The sequence below is a fragment of the Citrobacter sp. Cpo091 genome (assembly GCF_030332645.1).
GTDB lineage: Bacteria > Pseudomonadota > Gammaproteobacteria > Enterobacterales > Enterobacteriaceae > Citrobacter > Citrobacter portucalensis.
Genome location: NZ_JAOWHL010000031.1, coordinates 27,001 through 50,448, shown reverse-complemented (window position 1 = coordinate 50,448; position 23,448 = coordinate 27,001). Strand labels below are relative to the sequence as shown.

The 23,448-nt window shown below is 56.7% G+C and carries 26 protein-coding genes and 1 pseudogene; 5 read left to right on the top strand and 22 right to left on the bottom strand.

Translation table 11 applies throughout. The features are described 5' to 3' along the window. Positions 1–151 precede the first annotated feature (151 nt). Positions 152–883, top strand: a complete 732-nt coding sequence (locus tag OGY04_RS09630) for a response regulator transcription factor (protein ID WP_008786942.1) — start codon at positions 152–154, stop codon at positions 881–883. Positions 884–970: 87 nt separating this feature from the next. Here OGY04_RS09630 and OGY04_RS09625 read toward each other — a convergent pair whose 3' ends face one another. The 6 genes from OGY04_RS09625 to OGY04_RS09600 form a co-directional block, all read right to left on the bottom strand. Then, positions 971–1,975: a carbohydrate kinase family protein gene (locus OGY04_RS09625; protein ID WP_095533153.1), complete on the bottom strand. Its 1,005-nt coding sequence runs from the start codon at positions 1,973–1,975 to the stop codon at positions 971–973. Next, a complete protein-coding gene (locus OGY04_RS09620; protein WP_008786944.1) occupies positions 1,972–2,832 on the bottom strand; it encodes a ketose 1,6-bisphosphate aldolase in 861 nt (286 codons plus the stop codon). The genes OGY04_RS09625 and OGY04_RS09620 overlap by 4 nt, the downstream gene beginning before the upstream one ends. A gap of 14 nt (positions 2,833–2,846) precedes the next feature. Next, positions 2,847–3,530: a D-lyxose/D-mannose isomerase gene (locus OGY04_RS09615; RefSeq protein ID WP_286585182.1), complete on the bottom strand. Its 684-nt coding sequence runs from the start codon at positions 3,528–3,530 to the stop codon at positions 2,847–2,849. A gap of 120 nt (positions 3,531–3,650) precedes the next feature. Then, complete coding sequence (locus OGY04_RS09610) at positions 3,651–4,592, bottom strand: ABC transporter substrate-binding protein (RefSeq protein WP_003826688.1); 942 nt, start codon at positions 4,590–4,592, stop codon at positions 3,651–3,653. Positions 4,593–4,680: 88 nt separating this feature from the next. Beyond that, on the bottom strand, positions 4,681–5,676 hold the full coding sequence (locus tag OGY04_RS09605; RefSeq protein WP_008786947.1) for an ABC transporter permease subunit: 996 nt from the start codon (positions 5,674–5,676) through the stop codon (positions 4,681–4,683). Continuing rightward, positions 5,669–7,192 carry a sugar ABC transporter ATP-binding protein gene (locus OGY04_RS09600; protein ID WP_153686851.1) on the bottom strand — a complete coding sequence of 508 codons (1,524 nt, stop codon included), beginning with the start codon at positions 7,190–7,192 and terminating at the stop codon, positions 5,669–5,671. Before OGY04_RS09600 ends, OGY04_RS09605 begins: the two co-directional genes overlap by 8 nt. Positions 7,193–7,306: 114 nt before the next feature. On the opposite strand from OGY04_RS09600, the gene OGY04_RS09595 reads away from it, so the two are divergent. The 4 genes and pseudogenes from OGY04_RS09595 to OGY04_RS09580 all read left to right on the top strand — a co-directional run bounded on the left by OGY04_RS09595 (position 7,307) and on the right by OGY04_RS09580 (position 10,780). After that, a complete protein-coding gene (locus OGY04_RS09595; protein ID WP_234096739.1) occupies positions 7,307–9,571 on the top strand; it encodes a hybrid sensor histidine kinase/response regulator in 2,265 nt (754 codons plus the stop codon). A gap of 69 nt (positions 9,572–9,640) precedes the next feature. After that, on the top strand, positions 9,641–9,970 hold the full coding sequence (yjdP, locus tag OGY04_RS09590; protein ID WP_003031807.1) for a DDRRRQL repeat protein YjdP: 330 nt from the start codon (positions 9,641–9,643) through the stop codon (positions 9,968–9,970). A 155-nt stretch (positions 9,971–10,125) separates the two neighbouring features. Continuing rightward, positions 10,126–10,418, top strand: a pseudogene (locus OGY04_RS09585) (type II toxin-antitoxin system RelE/ParE family toxin). A gap of 20 nt (positions 10,419–10,438) precedes the next feature. Then, complete coding sequence (locus OGY04_RS09580) at positions 10,439–10,780, top strand: HigA family addiction module antitoxin (protein WP_008786950.1); 342 nt, start codon at positions 10,439–10,441, stop codon at positions 10,778–10,780. A 52-nt stretch (positions 10,781–10,832) separates the two neighbouring features. On the opposite strand, the gene phnP is transcribed toward OGY04_RS09580, so the two are convergent. From phnP to OGY04_RS09500, 16 genes are all read right to left on the bottom strand, one after another. Beyond that, positions 10,833–11,591 carry a phosphonate metabolism protein PhnP gene (gene phnP / locus OGY04_RS09575; RefSeq protein ID WP_234096740.1) on the bottom strand — a complete coding sequence of 253 codons (759 nt, stop codon included), beginning with the start codon at positions 11,589–11,591 and terminating at the stop codon, positions 10,833–10,835. A 9-nt stretch (positions 11,592–11,600) separates the two neighbouring features. Continuing rightward, positions 11,601–12,035 (bottom strand): aminoalkylphosphonate N-acetyltransferase, encoded by a 435-nt coding sequence (gene phnO / locus OGY04_RS09570; RefSeq protein WP_008786952.1) that lies wholly within the window; start codon positions 12,033–12,035, stop codon positions 11,601–11,603. Beyond that, positions 12,022–12,576, bottom strand: coding sequence for a ribose 1,5-bisphosphokinase (gene phnN, locus OGY04_RS09565; protein WP_008786953.1), 555 nt, complete (start codon positions 12,574–12,576; stop codon positions 12,022–12,024). Before phnN ends, phnO begins: the two co-directional genes overlap by 14 nt. 2 nt (positions 12,577–12,578) lie before the next feature. After that, entirely contained in the window at positions 12,579–13,715 is a 1,137-nt protein-coding gene (phnM, locus tag OGY04_RS09560; protein WP_174770806.1) for an alpha-D-ribose 1-methylphosphonate 5-triphosphate diphosphatase, read from the bottom strand. Continuing rightward, a complete protein-coding gene (gene phnL, locus OGY04_RS09555) occupies positions 13,712–14,398 on the bottom strand; it encodes a phosphonate C-P lyase system protein PhnL (protein ID WP_003826708.1) in 687 nt (228 codons plus the stop codon). The genes phnM and phnL overlap by 4 nt, the downstream gene beginning before the upstream one ends. Before the next feature lie 366 nt (positions 14,399–14,764). Beyond that, entirely contained in the window at positions 14,765–15,523 is a 759-nt protein-coding gene (phnK, locus tag OGY04_RS09550) for a phosphonate C-P lyase system protein PhnK (RefSeq protein WP_003844769.1), read from the bottom strand. Then, positions 15,520–16,311, bottom strand: coding sequence for an alpha-D-ribose 1-methylphosphonate 5-phosphate C-P-lyase PhnJ (gene phnJ, locus OGY04_RS09545; protein WP_049259807.1), 792 nt, complete (start codon positions 16,309–16,311; stop codon positions 15,520–15,522). The genes phnK and phnJ overlap by 4 nt, the downstream gene beginning before the upstream one ends. A gap of 46 nt (positions 16,312–16,357) precedes the next feature. Continuing rightward, complete coding sequence (locus OGY04_RS09540; protein ID WP_286585181.1) at positions 16,358–17,425, bottom strand: carbon-phosphorus lyase complex subunit; 1,068 nt, start codon at positions 17,423–17,425, stop codon at positions 16,358–16,360. Then, entirely contained in the window at positions 17,425–18,021 is a 597-nt protein-coding gene (gene phnH, locus OGY04_RS09535; RefSeq protein WP_008786957.1) for a phosphonate C-P lyase system protein PhnH, read from the bottom strand. The genes OGY04_RS09540 and phnH overlap by 1 nt, the downstream gene beginning before the upstream one ends. Beyond that, on the bottom strand, positions 18,018–18,470 hold the full coding sequence (gene phnG / locus OGY04_RS09530) for a phosphonate C-P lyase system protein PhnG (RefSeq protein WP_103285872.1): 453 nt from the start codon (positions 18,468–18,470) through the stop codon (positions 18,018–18,020). The genes phnH and phnG overlap by 4 nt, the downstream gene beginning before the upstream one ends. After that, a complete protein-coding gene (phnF, locus tag OGY04_RS09525) occupies positions 18,471–19,196 on the bottom strand; it encodes a phosphonate metabolism transcriptional regulator PhnF (protein ID WP_020996086.1) in 726 nt (241 codons plus the stop codon). Between the two features lie 20 nt (positions 19,197–19,216). After that, positions 19,217–19,996: a phosphonate ABC transporter, permease protein PhnE gene (gene phnE / locus OGY04_RS09520; RefSeq protein WP_016155398.1), complete on the bottom strand. Its 780-nt coding sequence runs from the start codon at positions 19,994–19,996 to the stop codon at positions 19,217–19,219. A 133-nt stretch (positions 19,997–20,129) separates the two neighbouring features. Then, the gene (gene phnD / locus OGY04_RS09515) at positions 20,130–21,146 is read right to left on the bottom strand and encodes a phosphonate ABC transporter substrate-binding protein (protein ID WP_008786961.1); all 1,017 of its coding nucleotides are present in this window, start codon (positions 21,144–21,146) and stop codon (positions 20,130–20,132) included. Positions 21,147–21,169: 23 nt separating this feature from the next. Beyond that, positions 21,170–21,958 (bottom strand): phosphonate ABC transporter ATP-binding protein, encoded by a 789-nt coding sequence (phnC, locus tag OGY04_RS09510; RefSeq protein ID WP_003826726.1) that lies wholly within the window; start codon positions 21,956–21,958, stop codon positions 21,170–21,172. Between the two features lie 132 nt (positions 21,959–22,090). Next, a complete protein-coding gene (gene yjdN / locus OGY04_RS09505; RefSeq protein ID WP_032942129.1) occupies positions 22,091–22,540 on the bottom strand; it encodes a VOC family metalloprotein YjdN in 450 nt (149 codons plus the stop codon). Between the two features lie 139 nt (positions 22,541–22,679). After that, the gene (locus OGY04_RS09500) at positions 22,680–23,015 is read right to left on the bottom strand and encodes a zinc ribbon domain-containing protein YjdM (RefSeq protein ID WP_003031835.1); all 336 of its coding nucleotides are present in this window, start codon (positions 23,013–23,015) and stop codon (positions 22,680–22,682) included. Positions 23,016–23,448 lie beyond the last annotated feature (433 nt).

The window sequence follows — 23,448 nt, the reverse complement described above, 5'->3', positions numbered from 1 at the left end:
GTCGTCATATTTGACGTGACGAATCTCCAATACGTGACGCCCCGGCAGTGTGACCGAGGTTATGTTTCCCGCACATCCTTGTACCTTATCGCTGTCACTCTGTGCAGAATCAATCACACTCATTTAAGTTGGCCAGAAATGGGGAAAAACAATGAAGCCAGCCATACTGGTTGTGGATGATGACATCGCTGTCTGCACGCTTTTACAGGATGTGCTGAGCGAACACGTCTTTACGGTGACCGCCTGTCACACCGGGCAGGAGGCGCTGCGCTGCATTGAGACTCAGCCGGATATCGCTCTGGTATTGCTGGACATGATGTTGCCCGATATCAACGGTCTGATGGTGTTGCAGCAGGTGCAAAAGATGAGACCCGGATTACCGGTAGTCATGCTGACGGGCTTAGGCAGCGAGTCGGATGTGGTGGTCGGACTGGAAATGGGGGCTGACGACTATATCGGTAAGCCGTTCAATGCGCGGGTGCTGGTGGCGCGGGTAAAGGCGGTGCTCAGACGCGTTGGCGTGTTAACGGCAGAAAGCGGCGGCCCACAGACCACGGGGCTTTCTTTTAATGGCTGGCATCTCGATACCGCCGGTTGCCAGCTGCATAATCCCCAGCAGTTGAAGGTGGAGTTGACGCAAGGGGAATACAGCCTGCTGTTGGCGCTGGCCCAAAATGCCCGGCGGGTGCTGAGCCGAGAACAACTGCTGGAGCTGACGCGCAGCGACAGCGTTGAGGTGTTTGACCGCACTATTGACGTGTTAATCATGCGGCTGCGGCGAAAAATAGAGAACAACCCGCACCAGCCAATGTTGATCAAAACCCTGCGCGGGCTGGGTTATGTGTTTGCCGCCGACGTGCAACATCACGATAAGGCGGCGTGAACGTGTGCAGTTGCCGGATGCGGCGTAAACGCCTTATCCGGCCTACAAAAGCGATAACAACTCCGTAGGCCTGATAAGCGTAGCGCATCAGGCGTCAGCCATTTCTGCTTTCAACTCTGCCAGCGTCTTCGCGCCATCTATCGCATTCGCGCACAGCAAGCTTGCCCGCGCACAGGCGTGTGCCAACCTGACGCTGTCCGTCAGCGACCAGCGCTCATGACAGCCATACAAAAATCCAGCGCAAAACGCATCTCCCGCCCCGACGCTGCCAACAATCTCCTCCTGCGCCAGGTACTGCGACGGGATCCAGACGCCCGGCAGATCCGGCGCTTCACCCCAGGCACCTTCCGGACAGTGGATCACCACCCGCTGGCGTACACCTGCATCCAATAATTCGCGTGCGGCGGTGGCGATGTGCGCAATATGCAGTTCGCCGTTGGGCTGGCGGATCTCCAGCCCGCTGAACTCCCCGGCTTCCAGCTCGTTAATCACCAGATAGTCGAGATGGCGCAGGGCTGGCATCACCAGCGGTTGATAGCGCGGGTCGCCCTTGCGTGAGACCAGATCCAGCGACGTTTCAAAGCCGGTGTCGCGCATTTGCGCCAGCAGCCGTGCGCTACGCGTCCCGTACTCCTCATCCGGCATGTCCAGACTGTCGAGCAGCAGCAGATATCCCAGATGGAAGATTTTCATCGAGGTATCCAGTTGCTCAAACGCAGGCAGATCGAGTAGCCGATTGGCACCGGGCGAGTGGAAAAAGGTGCGCTGACCGCTGGGATCGGTCATCACCTGCGACATCGACGTGGGGGCGAATGTGGTGCGCTGCACGTGTTGGCGATTAACGTGATACTGCTCCAGCATCGCCATGATGTAGTCGCCGTCGCTGTCCTGACCGATTAACCCCACCGCCTGCAACGGCAGCCCAGTGTGCATTTTTGCCAGCGTCAGCAGCACATTAAGCGGCGCACCGCCCGTGGCGCGTTCGCTACGGGTGATTTCCGCCAGCCAGCCACGTTCCGGCCACTGCACAATTTGATGCACGTGATCGACCAGCATGTTGCCTGCGGCGATAACGCCTTTGCGTTCCATCAGACCCGTCCCGCGCTGCCAAAAATGCGCATCTGTTCCGAAACGGTATCGGTAATGGCCTCTTCAATGCCGAGCAGCAGTTCGGCGAATTCGTCGTACAGCGGCTGGCGATTCGCCATCCGTGTTTCTACCGCCGACAGCGCCGCCTGCGACATGCCGGTATAGAAGTTGATTTTGTGAATGCCGAGTTCAATCGCGCGCTTGAAATCGTCGTCGCTGATACCGGAGCCGCCATGCAGTACCAGCGGGATTGCCGCCTGCTGGCGAATGGCGTCCAGACGCGGGAAGTCGAGCAGCGGTTCGCCTTTGTATTTGCCGTGGGCATTGCCAATGGCGACCGCCAGCGCGTCAATCCCGGTTCTGTCGACGAAATCACGCGCCATCATTGGGTCGGTAAACAGCGACTCGTCGGCATGACCGTACAGCGCGCCGCCCTCATCGCCGCCGACTGCACCCAGTTCGGCTTCCACCGACACGCCGACGGCATGGCACATTTTCACCACTTCGCGGGTCTGGCGGATATTTTCTTCATACTCCAGCGTGGAGCCATCGAACATCACTGAACTGAACCCTAAGCGTAGTGCCCGCACTACCGACTCAAAGTGCAGGCCGTGGTCAAGGTTTAGCACCACCGGAATGTCATGCCGCGCGGCTTCGAACTTGACCGCTTCGACCAGAGAATCCAGCGAGATATATTTAAAATGTACTTCGGCGATATTGATGATAAACGGCGAACGTTCCTGCTTTGCCGCGGCAAACAGCGCGCGCAGGAAGTGTGAATCCAGAACATTAAATGCCCCTAAGGCATAGTGATGCTCACGGGCATGTGCAAGACCATCAGCGAGAGATATCAACGGCATAATGCGCTCCTTGGTTAGCGGAACAGGCGATATTCGTTACACAGCACCAGCTGCGCCGGCTCGTCTTCTTCAATGTCGTTATAGCGGGCGATCGGTTGCAAAAAGTGGTTATCGTGGTCGTCGTCATTAACAGAAGAAACCTCGCCGACCAGCACGTCGCCAAAACCTTCTTCCGCCCAGAAGCTGTGATACAGGCCCAGCGGCAGGCAGATGCTTTCACCCGGCGTCAGGCGTAACTGACTGCCCGCTGCATGGGTTTGCCGACAGCCGTCAATCACTACGCTCACGTCGGTCTCCTCCGTTTGTTCCCGGATCCCCGCATTCCACAGTTCCACAATTAAATTGCCGCCGCCGCGATTGATAATGTCTTCGCGTTTGCGCCAGTGAAAATGCATCGGCGTGACCTGCGCATCGCGAACATGCATTATTTTCTCGGCGTAGCATTTCTCGTAAGGCATGCCTTTCGGCGAGCCATTACGCAGAGTGAACAGCGTTAACCCTTGCGCGGCGAAATTGTTGCCGCCAAATGCGGTGACATCCCAACCGAGCTTAAGGTCGAACACTTCGCTCCAGGCTGCAGCATCAAGCTTGCGCCATTGGGTCGGGGGGAAGCTGGCAAAAGGGGGGAGATGCACGTCGTGCTGAGAGAAAAACTGGCGCGTGTGGCCAAGGATCTCGTTTATTGCGGAGCGTTTCATCGGCTGAATCCTCCTTAATATAATGCCGGATGGCACCGCGCTTATCCGGCCTACAAATTCATAGCGATCTTGTAGGCCGGATAGGGCATTTTTGCCGCCATCCGGCGTTGTTGTGGCGGGCTATTTTACCGTCCAACCCTTATAACTGCCGACGTTGTTTTTATCGATCATCGTCACCGGGATCAGCACGGGTTCTTTCGGGGCGGGTTTCCCCTGCAATATGTCATAGCCGATTTCGACCGCTTTGGCAGCCATCACCTGCGGATCTTGTGCCGGAGTCGCCACAAATAGTGAGTTTTCGCGCTTCAGCGCTTCTTCACCGTCCGGGGATCCATCTACGCCGACAATAAAGAATTCGCTACGCTGCGCCTGTTTTGCCGCCAGATCGGCACCGATCGCCGTCGGATCGTTAATGGCGAATACGCCGTCGATCTTCGGATTCGCCGCCAGCAGCGCGGTCATGATCTCCAGCCCGCCTTCACGACTGCCTTTGGCGTTTTGGTTATGCGACAGCACCTTGATGTCAGGGTGGCGTTTAAACTCAGTCTGGCAGCCTTCCACGCGGTTCTGGACGGCGGAAACCGGCGGCCCGTTGATGATGACGACGTTGCCTTTGCCTTTCAGGCGGTCGGTAATGTATTTACAGGCCATTTCACCTGCCTGGGTGTTATCGGAGGTAATGGTCGCGTCTGCGCCTTCCGCTGCCACGTCAACGGCAACCACCACGATCCCGGCGTCTTTCGCGCGTTTTACCGCCGGGCCGATGCCTTTGGAGTCGGCAGCGTTAAGGATAATCATGTCGACTTTGGCGGCAATAAAGTTGTCGATCTGCGACACCTGTTGACCCAGATCGTAGCCGCTGGAAACCAGCGTTACTTTAACGCTATCACCTGCCAGCTTGCGTGCTTCCAGCTCCGCGCCTTTGGTGATCTGCACGAAGAACGGGTTGGCCAGATCGCCCACCGTAACGCCGATCGATTTCAGTTCTTTTGCCTGCACAAACGGAGCTGCAGCAAGCAGGGCGCCAGCACAGAGCGCGGTTACTAATGGCTTCAAACGCATACTCGTTTCCTCACGTAGGGTATTGTTGTTATACGCCTGATGGCGCTGCGCTTATCAGGCCTACGAATGAGTAGGCCAGTAAGCTTGTCTATGCACTTTGATGGTGTCGGGTACGGTATTTGTCGATCAGCACCGCTATGATGATCACCGCCCCTTTGATCACCAGTTGCCAGAAATAGGAGACGCCCATCAGCGTCATGCCGTTATTGAGCGTGGCGATTATCAACGCCCCCACCAGCGTGCCGGTGATGGTGCCGATCCCGCCAACAAAGCTGGTGCCGCCGAGGATCACCGCCGCGATGGCGTCCAGCTCGTAACCCATGCCTAAGTTGCCGTTGGCGCTATACAGCCGCGAGGCGCTCATCACCCCGCCAAGACCTGAGAGCAAACCGCTCATGCCGTAGACGAACAGCAGCACCAGCCACACTTTGATGCCGGTTAAACGTGCGGCCTGCATATTGCCGCCGACCGCGTAGATATGAACGCCGAGCGTGGTGCGGCGCAGAATGAACCAGCACACCACCACCACCGCCAGCGCAATGACCACCAGCCACGGAACCGGGCCGAGATAGTTGTTACCGATCCACTCAAAGCTGATATTGGAGTTAATCACCGTTGTACCGTCGGCCAGCAGATAGGCCGCACCGCGCAGCGCCGTATAGGTTCCAAGCGTGACGATAAACGGCGGTAGTCCGGCAAAAGCGACCAGCGCGCCGTTAAACAATCCCAGCACCAGACCGAGCATCAGCGCCGCCGGAATCGACAGCATGGCAAGCTCAGGAATAAGAGAAACGACCATGGCTGCGACAGCGGTGGTACCGAGAATCGAGCCAACCGAGAGGTCGATCCCGCCGGTCAAAATAATGAAGGTCATGCCAGCCGCCAGCACGATGTTGATCGAGGCCTGACGGGTAATATTCAGCAGGTTACTTTCGGTAAAAAAGTTAGGCGCGATAAAGCCAAATACCGCCACAATCAGGATGAGAATCGGTAAGATGCCGACCGTTTGCATCAGATCGCTCATCAGCATTTTTTTTGCGGAGGCGGATTTTGCCACCTGCTGGGGAGTGGTTGGATTATTCATGGGGTACCGCCTGATGGTGGGAGTCGTTCACGCCGGTTGCCAGCGTCATAATATTTTCCTGGGTAATACTTTGTCCGTTCAGCTCGCCGGCAATACTGCCTTCCCGCATGACGTACACGCGATCGCTCATACCGACGACTTCCGGCAGCTCGCTGGAGATCATCAGGATCGCCACGCCTTTGCGCGCCATATCGTTCATGATCCGGTAGATCTCGCTTTTGGCACCGACGTCCACGCCGCGCGTGGGTTCATCGAGGATCAAAATACGTGGGCCGATCGCGACCCAGCGTGAAATCAGCAGTTTTTGCTGATTTCCGCCGGACAGCCCGCCCGCGCGTACCTGTGCGTGCGGCACGCGGATGTTGAGCAGCTTGATGGCGTCATCGGAAATAGCCTGCGCCTTTTTGCGATCGAGCATGCCCCAGTTGGCGTCACGCTCCAGCGTTGCCATGGTGATGTTTTCTGCCGCTGCCAGCTCTAAAAATAATCCCTGTTCTTTGCGGTTTTCCGTCAGAAAGCCAATGCCGTGGTCAATCGCTTCGCGCGGGGAGTGGATCACTACCGGTTCACCGTCTACTTCAATCATGCCGCCGATGGCTTTACGCACGCCAAAAATAAGCTGAGCCAGTTCAGAACGCCCGGCACCGACTAGCCCGGCTAGGCCGACGATCTCCCCGGAGCGTACCAGCAAGCTGCATGGCTGGACTTTATGGCCATCGGTCAGGTGATGAACATTGAGGCGTACTTTACCTAAGGGAATGTCGCGCTCTTTGTTGAACAGATCGCTTAACGGACGGCCCACCATCATGCGTACCAGCTCCGAGGCGTTGAGCTTGTCGCGGGTCAGGCTGCCAACATATTGCCCATCGCGCAGGACGCTGACGCGGTCCGAGAGTTCGTACACTTCCGCCATGCGGTGGCTGATGTAGATAATCGCCATCCCCTCATCGCGCAGGCGCATGATCAGTTCAAACAGGCGGTGAGTTTCACGTGAGGAGAGGGCGGCGGTGGGTTCATCCATTACCAGAATGCGGCTGTTACGGTGCAGGGCGCGGGCAATTTCCACCTGCTGCTGTTCGGCGATGGTCAACGTCATCACACGGTCGCTGGCCTTAAACTGGGCGCCGAGTCGGTCGATGACTTTCTGCGACTGCATGACCATCTCTTTACGCTGGACCAGCCCGCCGCGCGACAGCTCGCTGCCAAGAAAGATATTTTCCGCTACCGTCAGGTTCGGCGCGAGCTGCATCTCCTGATAAATCAGCGTGATGCCTGCGCTAAGTGCATCTTTGGGACCGCGAATGTGAAACGGCTGACCGTCAATCAGGATCTCACCGCTGGTGGCGGTATAGGCGCCTGCGAGGATCTTCATCAGGGTGCTCTTCCCCGCGCCATTCTCGCCCATCAGGGCATGAATCTCGCCCGGCCAGACCGTTAAATCGACCCCTTTCAGCGCGTAAAATTTGCCAAACGCTTTAGCAATGTTGCGCATCTCCAGAACCGGTGTCCTGCTCATGGCGGATCTCCTGTGGGGTGGCCGATATCAGCAGTCCATCACAGGAATGTAAATGCAAAATGTCAGAAGCCGTTCATATTTGTCATATTGCGATTTTTCTTCACGGAGCGTGATATGCCGCAACCGGGACGTCACTTTCTCGCCAGTGCGCGCGGACGATTGCTGTTCTTCAATCTGCTGGTGGTGGCTGTCACGCTGATGGTGAGCGGCGTGGCGGTGCTGGGTTTTCAGCATGCCAGTCAGATTCAGGAGCAGGTGCAGCAGCAAACCGTTGACGACATGACCGGCAGCATGAACCTGGCGCGGGATACGGCGAACGTGGCGACGGCGGCAGTGCGGTTGTCGCAGGTGGTCGGGGCGCTGGAATACAAAGGGGAAGCGGAGCGGCTGCAGGAGACGCAAAGGGCGCTGAAGCAGTCGCTGGAACAACTGGCTACCGCGCCGCTGGCACAGCAAGAGCCGGTGCTGGTCGAGCGTATTATCCAGCGCAGTAATGAACTACAAAGCAGCGTAGAAGGGATGTTGCAGCGCGGGCAGCGGCGACACCTGGAGCGTAACGCGTTGCTCAGTTCGCTGTATCAAAATCAAAGCTATTTACGTCATCTGCAAAAGTTGACCGGCGCGCAGGATGATGTGCTGCTGGGGCAGATGGACCGCTTAATTGTTGCCGCCATCGACACGCCCACGCCGCGTTCGGTGGTGAAACAACTGGATGCGGTGATGCCTGCGCTTCCCTTGCGCCATGCTAGTCCGCTGATTAGCGGTATCCTCAACGACTTCAACCAGGAACTGCATAAGCTGGAGCCGCTCTCTTCCGCGCTGGAGCAGAGCGATTTGGCCATCAACTGGTATATGTTTCATATCAAAGCGCTGGTGGCGATCCTCAACAGCGATATCAATCAGTATGCCTCGCAGGTGGCGCTGATCTCAGAGCAGCGGGTGGCGCAAAGCCATCAGGAACTGCAATCCGGCGCGTTGTTTATTTTAGTGTTTGCGCTGCTGGCGGTGGTGATCACCGGTTTTGCCGGGTGGTATATCTACCGTAATCTCGGTTCCAACCTGACGGCCATTTCACGGGCGATGACCCGGCTGGCGCACGGTGAATCAGACGTCAGCGTCCCGGCCCTGCAGCGTCGCGATGAGCTGGGCGAGCTGGCCCGCGCTTTTAGCGTCTTTGCCCGTAACACCGCGTCGCTGGAGCACACCACCCGACTGCTAAAAGAAAAAACCAGCCAGATGGAAATCGATCGCACCGAACGTCAGGGGCTGGAAGAAGCGCTGTTGCACAGCCAAAAGCTGAAGGCGGTGGGGCAACTGACGGGTGGATTAGCACATGATTTCAATAACCTGCTGGCAGTTATTATTGGCAGTCTGGATCTGGTGAATCCGGAGTCGCCCGATGCGCCACGGGTCAATCGGGCGCTAAAAGCCGCCGAGCGTGGGGCGTTGCTTACCCAGCGACTGCTGGCCTTTTCGCGCAAACAGTCGTTGCACCCTCATGCGGTGGAGCTGAAAACGCTGCTGGAAAATCTGGGCGAACTGATGCGCCACTCTCTTCCGGCCACGTTGACGCTGGAGATTGAAGCCCAGTCTCCCGCCTGGCCCGCGTGGATTGACGTCAGCCAACTGGAAAACGCTATTATCAATCTGGTGATGAACGCCCGTGACGCCATGGACGGGCAGGCGGGCACGATTAAAATCCGTACCTGGAATCAGCGGGTCACGCGCAGCGATGGGCGCAAGCAGGATATGGTGATGCTGGAGGTTGCCGACCAGGGAAGCGGGATGTCACAGGAGGTGAAAGCCCAGGTCTTCGAGCCGTTTTTCACCACCAAACAGACCGGTAGCGGCAGCGGACTGGGGCTGTCGATGGTTTACGGTTTTGTACGCCAGTCCGGTGGTCGGGTAGAGATTGAAAGCGCTCCCGGGCAGGGAACGACGGTCAGGCTACAACTGCCTCGCGCCGTTGTGCCGGTGCAGGCTCAGGCAGAACCGGTGGCGGTACATGCGGCGAACAGCGGTGAAAAACTGGTGTTGGTGCTTGAAGATGAAGCCGATGTACGCCAGACGTTGTGCGAGCAGTTACACCTGCTGGGCTACCTGACGTTAGAGGCCGCAAACGGGGAACAGGCGATGCATATGCTGGCGGCTTCATCCGAGATTGATATTTTTATCAGCGACTTAATGCTGCCAGGAGGGTTGAGCGGCGTGGATGTGGTGAATCATGCGCTGGCACATTATCCGCAGTTGTCCATCCTGCTGATTAGCGGTCAGGATTTACGTCCGGCGCATAACCCAGCGTTGCCCGATGTGGCGCTATTGCGTAAGCCTTTTACTCGGGGAGAGCTGGCGCAGGCGCTGCGGCATTCGCGTAATTGAGATTCCTCCGCTACCCGCGCAAATACGCTTTGATTACCGTGGGGCGAGTTTCTTGATGAGGCTGGTTTTATGCAACGCTCTGCGACATTCCTTCTTTTTAGTTTGCTAATGCTGACCACCGTATCGGCACAGGCGGATATTATCGATGACGCCATTGGTAATATTCAGCAGGCGATTAACGACGCATACAAACCGGACAACGGGCGGGATTATGATGACTCCCGTGATGAAAGCTGGCAGCGCCAGATGAGTGACGACCGGCGCAGGCAATATGACAATCGCCGCCGCCAGTTTGAAGATCGACGTCGCCAACTGGATGACCGTCAGCGCCAGCTCGATCAAGAACGGCGTCAGTTAGAAGACGAAGAACGCAGAATGGAAGAAGATTACGATCGTTAGCGGTAACGATTAAATTTATGGGTATTTTATCTTTCTGGCAGGGATTTACCTGCTCGCCCAACAGCTCACCATTTTATGTTAATGAATGCACTTGAGCACAGTGCATGTATGCACTACAATCTCTCTATGCTTATGGAAAAGGTGCTGGCAATGGAATGTCTAAATCATTAAATATCAGAAATTTTCGGGATACATGGCTTGAAGATTTTTTTGAACGGGCGACATCGCACAGAAAAATACCTGCGGATATTCACACTGCATTAGCCAGAAAGCTGGATATCATTAATGCGGCTGTTTCGCATCGGGATTTGCGCTCGCCACCCGGTAACAGATATGAAGAGTTAACCGGAAAATTACAGGAATATTCTTCAATCAGAGTAAACAAGCAGTACCGATTAATATTTAAGGTAAGGCCGAAGATGTGTACTTAGATCCACACATCTATTAGAGAAAACGTAAGGTAACGATATGAAACAGGCATCCAGAAAACCAACGACTGTGGGTGATATCCTGCAATATGAATACCTGGAACCGCTTGATCTGAAAATCAACGATCTGGCTGAAATTCTGCATGTTCACCGCAATACAGTGAGCGCACTGGTCAACAATAATCGCAAATTAACAACGGATATGGCGTTTCGTTTGGCAAAAGCGTTCGATACCTCCGTTGATTTCTGGCGTAACCTACAGGCGGCGGTTGACCTGTGGGAAGTTGAAAATGACATGCGGGCGCAAGAAGAACTGAACCGGATTGTTTCAGTTAAAGATTTTATTGCGCAGCGAGATGTCGGCGCAAAAAAAGTCGCTTAATCATCTGTTTGTAGGCCGGATAAGATGTTTTCATCGCATCCGGCAAATTTCCTTACTCCAGCACAATCTCCATTCCGTCATATCCTGCCTCAAACCCTACTGGTAGCGGATGTTCCATCATCCACAGATCAAACTGATGGCTGATATGCGTCAGGATCACCCGTGGGCAGCGGATGAAGTCGTTCAATGCGATAACGGTGTTTAAATCACAATGATTGCGCGGTGGCTCGGCGCGCGGGGCATGGCTGCAGTCAATGATAATCACCTGAGGCTGGTTATTGTGGAGAAACTTCAACGTCTTGTCGGGAAGTCTGGCGGTATCGGAGAGCCACGCCACGCGGCTATGTGCGGTCTCCAGCAGATAACCAAACGTCAGCTTTGAATGGTTGAGCGGTAGCGGCGTTACCTGCAATCCTTGCAGGTCGAACACCACGAATGGTGCCACGGTATGGCTAAAATCGAGGATGCCGGGATGCTTAAACAGATCGTCGCAACCCTGTTCATCCGGCGGACCGTACACCGGGATGGTCGCCTCGACACCCCAGCGCAACGGAAACAGCCCTTGCACATGATCCATATGATAATGAGTCAGCAGAAACTGCTGGAAGCTGCCCGCCGGCCAGTCGTCCATCAGATGCGGGATCCCCGCGTCCAGCAGCGTCACCGCATTATTGAACCTGACCACCCCGCTACAAGGGCGTCGACGGTATTGCGCCTGTAAGCGTGCTCGTTGGCAGGCCGCACAGTCGCAGCCAAATGTCGGCACCAGCTGCGCGCCGCCCGTTCCCGTCAGTGTAATGGTCAGACTCATGGCTCCCCCCTACAACGGTTTAGTGAAGCGAAAATGGCTCTGGGTATAGCCTTCGCGCTGATAAAAACGGTGAGCGTTAAGGCGTTGAGTGCTGGTGGAAAGCTCGGTCATCTCTGCACCCGCTTCGCGCGCGGTGGCTTCGGCCCAGGCCAGTAACTGACTGCCTACCGTTAATCCTCGCGCCTGCGGCATCACCACCAGTTCCTGTATTTCACCAATCCAGTTAGCGTGGTGCAGATGAAACTGCAGGTGCAGACCGATCAAGCCGACGACCTGTCCGTCGAGCTGCGCCAGTTGGTAGTGCATATTGGGATCTTGCAGATTTGCGGCGTATCCGGCACTAAAGGCCTGCAGGTCGAATTGACCCTGTTTCAACTCACAGATGAGCGCATAAACCGCATCGGTATCGTATAGCGTAGCGCGGCGTAATTCACAGACAGACATGTTTCTTCTCCTTGCGTCCCATCAGTGTGAGTAGTGTATCGACAGACTGTAGCAAACTTCCATCGTTGTTCAGGACGTGGCAGTCATACGGGGCGTAGCGGGCTGCGCGCTCAAGACGGGCGGCGATTTCCGTTTCGCTCTCCCGTCCACGAGCCTGCAAGCGCTGGCGTAAAATCGCCGGAGAAACCTGTAAGCAAATGGGGAGTAAAGATGTGCCGTAACGGGCCTGCGCCTGGGGCAGATGCGCCCGTGAGCCGTTGACCACCACATCAAAACCGGCGTGTAGCCAGAGGTCAATCTCCACGCCAACGCCGTAGTAGAAGCCATTGGCGTGCCAGCTCAGCGCCAGCAGGTTCTGCCCGGCGCGGGTAAAAAATTCTTGTTCGCTCAGCGCAATATGATTTTCATTCCCGGCGTTGGCGGCGCGGGTGATGTAACGGTGCGCCACCAGCAGTTGCGCCGGTTCCTGCTGGCGGAGTTCGGCCAGCAGACTGTCCTTACCGGAGCCGGATGGCCCCATCAGCCAGATCAGTTTACCCATAGTCAGAATACCCTTTTGCCCTGACGCCAGACGTGGTCGATATGGATGTTGCCGCCTTTGCGGTGTGCCAGCACCAGATCCGCGCGTTTGCCTTCGGCAACAACGCCACGATCGTCGAGATTTAATGCCCGCGCCGGATTGCGGGTCACCAGACGAATGGCCTGTGGCAGCGTAAAGCGGTTGGCGTCGTCGTCCGCTACGCGAAACGCCGCATCGAGCAGGCTGGCGGGGTAGTAGTCGGAAGAAAGAATATCCAAAAGCCCCAGCTCAGCCAGCTTATGCGCGGCCACGTTGCCGGAGTGAGAACCGCCACGCACGATGTTGGGCGCCCCCATCAGTACGTTCATACCATGCTGGCGCGAGGCTTCAGCCGCTTCGAAGGTAGTGGGGAATTCGGCGATCACGCTGCCAAGCTGGTGCGATTCCAGCACATGATCATGGGTGGCATCATCATGGCTCGCCAGCGCAATCTGGCGCTCACGACACATCTGGGCAATCGCCGTGCGATTGGGCTGTGACCAACGCGCCGCCAGCGCTAACTGTTCTTCTTCATAGCGGGCCATCTGCTCGTCGGTGAGCGAATACTTGCCTTGATAATACTCGCGGTACTTCTCGCGATTGGCGAACTGACGCTGGCCTGGCGAGTGATCCATCAGTGACACCAGCGTTACCGGCTCGCGGCCGACCAGCTTTTCAAACAGCGGCAGGGTAGTGTGATGCGGCAGCTCACAGCGCAGGTGCAGGCGATGCTCGGCGCGATTGACCCCGCGCTTTTGCGTCTCTTCGACCGCATTGATCATCTTCTCCAGATTTTCCAGACGGTCGCCGCCGTCGCGCACATCGCCAATTGCCACCGCGTCCAGCACGGTGGTAATGCCGCTGGCGACCATTAGCGCGTCGTGGCTGCTCATCGCCGAGTGGGCAGGCCAGTCTACCTTCGGGCGCGGGGTGAAAAATTTGTCGAGATTATCGGTATGCAGCTCGATAAGCCCTGGTAACAGCCAGCCGCCTTCGCCGTCCAGCGCCTCAGGTAGGCTGCTCGGAATTTCTGCAAAGGTGCGAATGACCCCGCCCTCGATTTCCAGCGATCCTTGCACCACTTCATCTTCCAGTACCAGCTTTACATTATTGATAATCATGCTGTTGTTCCCATCAGATGCAGACGATCCGCTACGCGGTCGCGCACGGTTTGATCGTGAAAAATGCCGACAATTGCTGCGCCGCGGGCTTTCGCTTCTTCAATCAATGCAACGACGGCGGCGCTGTTTTTGGCGTCCAGCGAGGCGGTAGGCTCATCGAGCAGCAGAATTGGGTAATCGACGATAAACCCACGGGCGATGTTGACGCGCTGCTGTTCGCCGCCGGAAAAGGTCGACGGCGCCAGGTGCCACAACCGCTCCGGCACGTTCAGGCGGGTAAGCAGGTTAGCTGCTTTGGCTGCACACTCCTCACGGGAGACCCCCAGATCCAGCAGCGGTTGCATCACCACGTCCAGCGCGGAAATCCTCGGGATCACGCGCAGGAACTGGCTCACCCAGCCGATGGTTGAACGGCGAACCTCCAGTACTTTGCGCGCCGGGGCCTGCACCAGATCGACCCATTCATCGCTGTGGCGGATGTGGATGTGTCCTTCATCCGGCAGGTAGTTGGCGTACAGCGAACGCAGCAATGTGGATTTGCCGCTGCCCGAGTGACCGTGCAGCACCACGCATTCGCCGCTTTTAACGTCCAGAGTGGCGTTTTGCAGCACCGGCAGACGCACGCCGTTTTGCTGATGCAGGACAAAGGTTTTACTGACATTTTCAACGCGGATCGCGTTCATTTTTAGCCTCTTTAGACATTTTTGCGTTCGATTGCCTGATGGCGCTTCGCTTATCAGGCCTACAACCAATGCCGCTCCGTAGGCCGGATAAGGCGTAGCCGACATCCGGCACAAGCGATACCACTCCGTAGGCCGGATAAGGCGTAGCCGCCATCCGGCACAAGCGATGCCGCTCCGTAGGCCGGATAAGGCGTAGCCGACATCCGGCACAAGCGATACCACTCCGTAGGCCGGATAAGGCGTAGCCGCCATCCGGCACAAGCGATGCCGCTCCGTAGGCCGGATAAGGCGTAGCCGCCATCCGGCACAAGCGATACCGCTCCGTAGGCCAGATAAGGCGTAGCCGACATCCGGCACAACAAAAAATCAGTTCTGCAACACCGACGACACCAGCAGCTGGGTATACGGATGATGCGGATCGTCGAGCACGCGGTCAGTTAACCCACTTTCCACCACCTGACCCTGCTTCATCACCAGCAAACGGTCGGCCAGCAGGCGCGCGACGCCCAAATCGTGGGTGACAATCACTACCGCCAGATCCAGTTCCACCACCAGGCCGCGCAGCAGGTCCAGCAGTTTGGCCTGTACGGAAACGTCCAGCCCGCCGGTAGGTTCGTCCATAAACACCAGTTTGGGATGGGTGACGAGGTTGCGGGCAATCTGCAGGCGTTGCTGCATGCCGCCAGAAAAGGTGGTGGGCAGATCGTCGATACGCGAGGCAGGGATCTCTACCTCCTCCAGCCAGCGCTGCGCGGTGGCGCGGATGTCGCCGTAGTGACGCGCGCCGGTGGCCATCAGGCGTTCGCCGATATTGCCACCTGCGGAGACCTGACGGCGCAGGCCATCCAGCGGATGCTGGTGCACCACGCCCCATTCGGTGCGCAGCAGACGGCGACGGTCGGCCTCGTTCATGCCGTACAGCGAACGGTTCTGATACAAAATCTCCCCGCTCTGCGGCGTCAGCCGTGATGAGATCGATTTCAGTAACGTGGTTTTGCCGGAACCGGACTCGCCGACGATACCCAGCACTTCGCCTGGCCACAGGTCAAAAGAGACATCGCTGAAGCCCTTGCCCGGCGCGTAGAGATGGGTCAGGTTGTTGACTGAAAGCAGCGGTTGCGTCATTTGCTGAGGGCCTCGCTCTGTTGGCGGCAGTAGTCGGTGTCGGAGCAGACAAACATGCGTTTGCCGGTGTCATCGAGCACCACTTCATCGAGATAGCTGTGGGTTGAGCCGCAGATGGCGCAAGGCTCATCCCAGCTCTGCACGGTAAACGGGTGATCGTCGAAATCGAGGCTTTCCACGCGGGTGTAAGGTGGAACGGCATAGATACGCTTTTCGCGGCCAGCGCCAAACAGTTGCAGGGCTGGCATCATGTCCATCTTTGGATTGTCGAATTTCGGGATGGGCGACGGGTCCATGACGTAGCGGTCATTGACCTTCACCGGATAGGCGTAAGTGGTGGCGATATGGCCGAAGCGGGCGATATCTTCATACAGTTTCACCTGCATGATGCCGTACTCTTCCAGCGCGTGCATGGTGCGAGTTTCCGTTTCACGCGGTTCGATAAAGCGCAGCGGCTCAGGGATCGGTACCTGGAAGATGATTATCTGATCTTCCACCAGCGGCGTTTCCGGGATGCGGTGGCGGGTCTGGATCAGCGTCGCATCTTCCGTACGCTCAGTGGTATTCACCCCGGTCACACGCTTGAAGAAATTACGAATCGACACGGCGTTGGTGGTGTCATCCGCGCCCTGGTCAATCACCTTCAATACGTCCGGCTCGCCAATCACGCTGGCGGTGAGCTGGATGCCGCCGGTTCCCCAGCCGTAGGGCATCGGCATTTCACGTCCGCCAAACGGGACCTGGTAACCCGGGATTGCCACCGCTTTCAGAATGGCGCGGCGGATCATGCGTTTGGTCTGCTCATCAAGATAGGCAAAGTTGTAGCCGGAGAGGTTAGTGGTCACGGGTGGCCTCCTGTTGCAGGCGTTTGAGCAGTTCCAGTTCGGCCTGGAAATCGACGTAATGGGGAAGTTTGAGGTGCGAAACAAAACCCGCCGCCTCGACGTTATCCGCATGCGCCAGCACGAACTCTTCGTCCTGCGCCGGTCCTGTGACCGTTTCATCGTATTCGGCTGCCTGTAGGGCGCGGTCCACCAGCGCCATCGCCATCGCTTTACGTTCGCTCATACCGAACACCAGCCCGTAGCCGCGGGTAAAATGGGGGGATTCGTTTTCTGGTGTGACAAACCCGTTCACCATTTCACATTCGGTCATCAGCAGTTCGCCGACGTTAACCGCAAATCCCAGCTCTTCCGGCACCGTTTCCAGTGCCACATAGCCGCTGCGGATTTCGGCGGCAAACGGGTGATTGCGCCCGTAGCCGCGCTGGGTGGAGTAGGCCAGCGCCAGCAGATAGCCTTCGTCGCCGCGCATCAGCTGTTGCAGGCGTGAAGCACGTGAACAGGGATAAACCGGCGGTGTGCGGGTGATGTCGTCGGGTGTCGCGCCATCATCCTCTTCACGCTTTGCCAGTCCCTGGTTGGCCAGCAGGGAAAAGACGTGCGGGGAGGCATCCTGCGCGCCGTCTGCGCTGCGCAGAGGCGGCGTTTCGCCATTGGCCAGCAGGGTAAAATCCAGCAGGCGATGGGTGTAGTCATAGGTTGGACCCAACAGTTGCCCGCCGGGAATATCCTTGTAGACCGCCGAGATTCGGCGCTCAAGGCGCATTTCTGCGCTGTTAACCGGTTCACTGACCGCCACTTTTGCCAGCGTAGTGCGGTAGGCGCGGAGCAAAAAGATGGCTTCGACGTTATCGCCGCTGGCCTGCTTCAGCGCCAGTGCCGCCAGTTCGCGGTCGGCAATACCGCCTTCGGTCATCACCCGGTCAACGGCCAGGTTCATCTGCTGTTCGATTTGCGCCACGCTCAGTTCAGCAATGGTTTCATCGCCCCGGCGTCGGTTTTCCTGCAGGGCGTGGGCGTTGGCTATCGCCTTTTCGCCCCCTTTGACGGCGACGTACATCAGCACACCTCCACATGGGTGGTTCGCGGAATAGCCAGCAGGCGTTCGCCGCAGGTGAGGATCAGATCGACCCCCAGTGGGAACGGGTGCGGGCGTTCGGTGAGTTCGTGAATCAGACATTCCGGCAGCTGTGGCGCGATCATGCGCTCTTCGGCGATGCCCGCGCCGGTCAGACGCAGCATGCGTCCGCCGCTTAAGCCAGAGACCTGCACAATCAGCGTGGCGCTGGTCTCTGGCGCGACGGCTGAACCGGCGGAGAGGGCGTTAAGCTGTTCGCTGCTGATGCGCTCGTCGGCGACGGCAAAGGCCGCCAGCTGCGGCTGATCCACCAGCGGCGCGTTGGTATGAAAACGCAGGTTCTGGCGGGCAATATCGTTATCCATCGACGGCGCCAGCCAGACCGGCGTGTCGCCATCGACCAGGGTCAGCAGCACGCTGGTGGTTGCCAGACCCAGCGGCTGCCAGCCGTGTTTCAGTTGATGCAGGGCGACGATTACGCCCGGTTCGCTCATGGCTTTCAGCAGGCGACGAAAGCTCTGCTGAGCATCCTGAACGGGTAAATTAAAAGCGGTCAGAAGTGCTGTAGATCGTGTCATGCGTTATCTCCGCGTACCAGCGTGAAGAAGTCGACCCGGCTGGCGTTGACTTCGGCACGGCGTGCGTTAATCAGCGCATCGCGTTCCGCTTCCAGCGGGGCAATTAAGGTTTCCATTAGGTTCTGGAAATGCGTTTGTTCCTGCAGCAGTGCGTCAATCACCGCGCACTGCTCGGCATGTTGTTTATTGCGTCCCAGCAGGTAGCTGTAACCCAGCGTGCCGCTCTTCAGGCGTACCACTGCGCGAGTTAGCGTGGTGTCACCGGCAAAGAAGCGGTTGCCGGTACCGCCCATACGGGCCTGGATCTGCATCAGTCCGCTTTCCGGGGCGCGGATAAGTTCATAGTCCGGCGCCAGTTTGAGCGCGGTGATGCGGGCGTTCAGGGCATCGGCATTGCTGTAAGCCAGCGCGCGCATCCAGCGCTGGCGAGTGGCGGTATCGAAATGCATTCAGTGCTCCATAGTGAATTCGATCATGTCGGCGCGGGTCAGGCTGACGGAGTATTCCGCCGCGTGTTCTTCGCCTTCACGGTGGTTCAGGGTGCGCACGCACAGCAGCGGCGCCATATTGGGGATTTCCAGCACCTTGCTCTCTTTGGCCTGCGCACGGCGGGCGCTGATGCGCGTTTGCGTGCGTAGCAGCGTCAGACCGGACTGTTCGCGCAGGTAGTCATGCAGCGAACCGCTGTTGAAGCCTTGCAGCAGCGGCCACAGCGAGAGGTCGGAAAAATAGTGGTCGATCTGGCACAGTGCGATGCCGTTAACCCGGCGCAGGGTGCGCAGGTGAATCACGTTATCGCCCTCGTTTATGCTGAGCGCATCGGCAATGTGGCTGGAGGCCGGACGCAGCACCGCCAGCAGTTTTTCGCTGGTGGGATGGCTGCCCTGGTCCAGCAGATTCTGACTAAAGCGCGCCTGGGCATTAAGCGGGTAATCGAACGGGCGCATCAGCACCAGCACGCCGACGCCCTGACGACGCTGAACCCAACCGCGTTCAACCAACTGGTCAATGGCGCGGCGCAGGGTGTGGCGGTTTACCTCGTAGCGCGCGGCAAGCTGATGCTCGGCGGGCAGATAGTCACCGCAGCGATAATGTTGACGTAGCTCCTGCTCAAGTCTCGCGGCAATTTCCTGATAACGCGTTGGATAACTGGTCGGATGTGTAGACAAGTGCATAGCAATCAATGCCTCGCTAATCAGATAAAGTGCTTACGCAAACGCTGGGAAAGGAAATCCAACAGGCTGACGGTGACGATGATTAACACCATCAAGGCGCAGGTTTGCTGGAACTGAAAGCCGCGAATCGCTTCCCATAAGGTCACGCCAATACCGCCTGCACCCACCATTCCGACCACCGTGGCCGAGCGAACGTTGGATTCAAAGCGATACAGCGAGTAGGAGATAAGCAGCGGCATGACCTGTGGCAGAACGCCGTACAGAATCTCTTCAATTTTGTTGGCACCGGTGGCGCGAATGCCTTCTACCGGACCTGGCTCAATAGCTTCTACCGCTTCGGAAAGCAGTTTGGAGAGCACCCCGGTAGTGTGGATAAACAGCGCCATCACCCCGGCGAATGGGCCTAACCCGACGGCGACCACGAACAGCATGGCGAAGACCATTTCATTGATGGCGCGGCAGGCGTCCATCAGGCGACGCATCGGCTGGTAAATCCACCACGGCACGAGGTTATCGGCGCACATCAGGCCGAAGGGAATCGACAGCACAACGGCGAGGGCAGTCCCCCAGACGGCAATTTGCAGGGTGACGGCCATTTCACCGAGATAGTCCTGCCACTGGCTGAAGTCCGGCGGGAAGAAGTCGGCGGCGAAGGTCGCCATATTGCCGGAATCCTGGATCAGCGTGAGCGGGGCCATTTCGGCACCTTTCCACGAGACCACCAGCACGGCGAGAAGAATGGCCCAGCTCAGCAGCGAGAACCAGCTACGTTTGGGCGGGGCGACGGTGATGGTTTGCATGTTTAGCTCCTGGGTGTCGATGTTTCGGGTCTGTTGTAGGCCGGATAAGGTGCTGGCACCGCCATCCGGCATGGAATCCCTTGCATTGCCTGATGGCGCTGCGCTTATCAGGCCTACAATTTGGTCACCAGGTTTACTGCACCGCTTTGGTGACGCTGGTCATAGCGCCCAGTGCGGCGGTCAGACGGTCAAGGTCATCGAGCTGCGCTTTCAATGCCGAGGTTTTGCTGGTTTTCTCTTCCTCGTTCAGCCCTTTGTTGTCCTTCACACCCTGCATCTCTTTAAACAGTGCCAACTGGCGAATCGGCACCAGTTGCAGATCGCTGGAGGCGCGGAACGGTGCCCATCCCAGGCGTTCCAGTACGGTTTTCTGTTCCGGCGTTTTGCCGTAATTCATAAAGAAGTCGTACACCTTGTCCTTGGTGGTTTCGGAGAGGTTTTTACGCCAGACGATCGGATCGCCCGGGATCAGCGGTGACTTCCAGATCACCTTCAGCTCTTTCAGTTTTTCCGGTGCGGAAGTTTTCAGCTTGTCGAGGTTTTCGGTGTTGTTGGTGGCGACATCGACCTGCTTGTTGGCGACGGCCAGCGCGTTGGTTTCGTGTCCGGCGTTAACGGTGCGTTTGAAGTCGCTGGCGGAGATGTTGTTTTTGGCGAAGACGTAGTAGCCGGGGACGAGGAAGCCTGACGTTGAGTTGGGATCGCCGTTGCCGAAGGTCAGATCCTTACGTTTGGCGATCAGATCGTTCAGGTTATTGATTGGACTGTCTTTGTTAACGATCAACACGCTCCAGTAACCTGGGGATCCGTCGGCGGCGACGGTCTGGGCAAACACTTGCCCGTTAGCGCGATCCACCGCTTCCATTGCCGAGAGGTTGCCGTACCAGGCGATATCAACTTTGTTAAAGCGCATTCCCTGGATGATCCCGGCGTAGTCCGGGGCGAAGAAGGCGTTCACTTTCACGCCCAGTGATTTTTCCATGTCCTTCAGGAACGGTTCCCACTGCGGTTTCAGATTTTGCTGTGATTCGGTCGAAATAATGCCAAAGTTCAGCGCTTTTTCTTGCTCTTCGGCATGGGCCGGGGTGAGCAGTGTGCTGAGACTAAACATGCTGGTGAAGGCCAGCGCGGCAACGGTCTTATAGCTCATTTCCATTCCTCATTGTGGGGATGTCAGGCAGCCTGCGCGTTCTGTTCGACGCGGTTCATGCTGCGGTAGAGATGGTCAAAACGATCGTTATCAAAATGCTGGCTGCTGCCATCAAAGAAGACGTTGCCCTGGCGCAGCGCGACGATGCGTTCGCAGTAGCGCAGGGCGTAATCCACCTGATGCAGCGTGACGACCACGGTGATACCGTCGGTCTGGTTTATGTCGCGTAGGGTGTCCATCACGATGCGTGCGGATTCCGGGTCCAGCGAAGCAATCGGCTCATCGGCGAGGATCACTTTGGCCTGCTGCATCAGCGCGCGGGCGATTGCGACACGCTGCTGCTGACCGCCCGAAAGCGTGGAAACGCGCTGGTATGCAAAGTGCGCCATGCCCACGCGGGTCAGCGCCTGTAATGCACGCTGTTTTTGTTCCTGGCTAAACCAGCTAAAACAGGTACGCCAGAACGGCGTGCTGCCGAGCGCGCCAATCAGGACGTTCTCCAGCACTGTCAGGCGGTTCACCAGATTGAACTGCTGGAAGATGTAGCCGGTGTGGGCGCGGCTTTTGCGGATATCGCGCGCCAGGCGGCCTTCATGTTGAACGGTGCGGCCCAGCAGCTCGACGCGGCTGCCGGGGGATTTATCACCGGTGATCAAACCGCTTAAATGACGTAAAAGGGTGGATTTGCCGGAGCCAGACGGCCCAAGCAGAGCCACCATCTCACCGGAACAGATGTTCAGATCAACCGCATTGAGCGCCTGATGTTGATTGAAGGACTTGGAGAGTTTCTCGACGCGAATAATCGTTTGCATGATGCGGCCTCCCTAAAAAAGTGGCCCCATCGTGGCGGATCAATGTGACGTTTTCGTTAAGGGATGGTTACTCGACGATGAAGAGTTGAGCGCTATTTGATGACAGTACGGGAGGGCTGGCCTCCCGTTGGATTACTCTGTAGGGGGTTGCTGTTGTTTGACAACGTTGATCATCCACGGCACGCCATACTGGTCGCTCACTTTACCGAAACCGTGGGCCCAGAAGGTTTCCTGCCAGTCCATTTCGATTTTTCCGTTTGCTGCCAGATTATCAAACCAGCGTTTGCCTTCATCGACGTTTTGCGTGTCGAGCACCAGCGTGAAGCCAGAGTAGTGAGCATTTCCGTCCGGGGCGCTATCGCTCATCATGATGTCACTGCCCGCAACGCGCAGGTTGGCGTGGGCGATGGCAGTGTCGGGGAATTTCAAGCCTGAAGGGCAACCATCTTCGCTATCCTGCGCCGATTTGGGCATTTCACCGAAGTTGATTTTGTAGAGTAGCTCAGCGCCTAACGTTTTTTGATAGTAGGCGATAGCGTCAGCGCAGTTGCCTGCAAAGGAGATATAGGGACTTAACGGCATAATCTTTACCTCAGGTAAAAGAAGCCAATTAAGTGTAGTTAGCGTCTGCAAAAATAAACCAGGCGGGAAGTATGAGCTTCCCGCCTGGCAGATGAGCTGGTGTTGACCTGATTAGCGTCGCGCTATCAGGCAATTTGCATCAGTTCTTTTTCACAAACTCAGATTTCAGCTTCATTGGGCCAAAGCCATCGATTTTGCAATCGATGTTGTGGTCACCTTCAACCAAACGAATGTTTTTCACTTTGGTACCAATCTTCAGCATGGAAGAGCTACCTTTTACCTTCAGGTCTTTCACGACGGTAACGCTGTCGCCGTCAGCCAGCAGGTTGCCGTTGGCATCTTTAACGATCAGTTCGTCGCTGTCCTGCGCCGGTTCAGCATCGTTCCATTCGTGAGCGCATTCCGGGCAGATGAACATGCCGTTATCTTCGTAAGTGTATTCGGAGTTGCATTGCGGGCAGTGTGGTAATGACATGTGGATTTCCTCAAAAGTCAGCAGGGGCAAATGCGCCCAAAAAATGGCAGATTGCCGAAAAAGGCCGCAATTATACATAAAATCCCTGCATTTGTCGGGACTACTGCGCGATTACGCAAAATGATCTGCTGTAAAGACCCTCTGCTTTCACCTCAATGAAAGTATGGCGGAATATTTTTTAAGGGAAATTGCTACGCTTAGATATTTAAGATAAGGTGAGGCGAAATATCTGATATTCATAGGTAACATTGCTTAGAAATGCCTAAGTCATTGTGATTGAATATCATTGAACCCCTTAAATTTAGTAGGGGGATTCCGCTGGCATTTTTTAAAACTGAACTACGCTGTCTATCTTTCTTACTTATTTTCATAAGTGAGAGGCATCAGGCCAGCGGTTATACACCAAATTTATTTTAATAATATCAATTGGTTG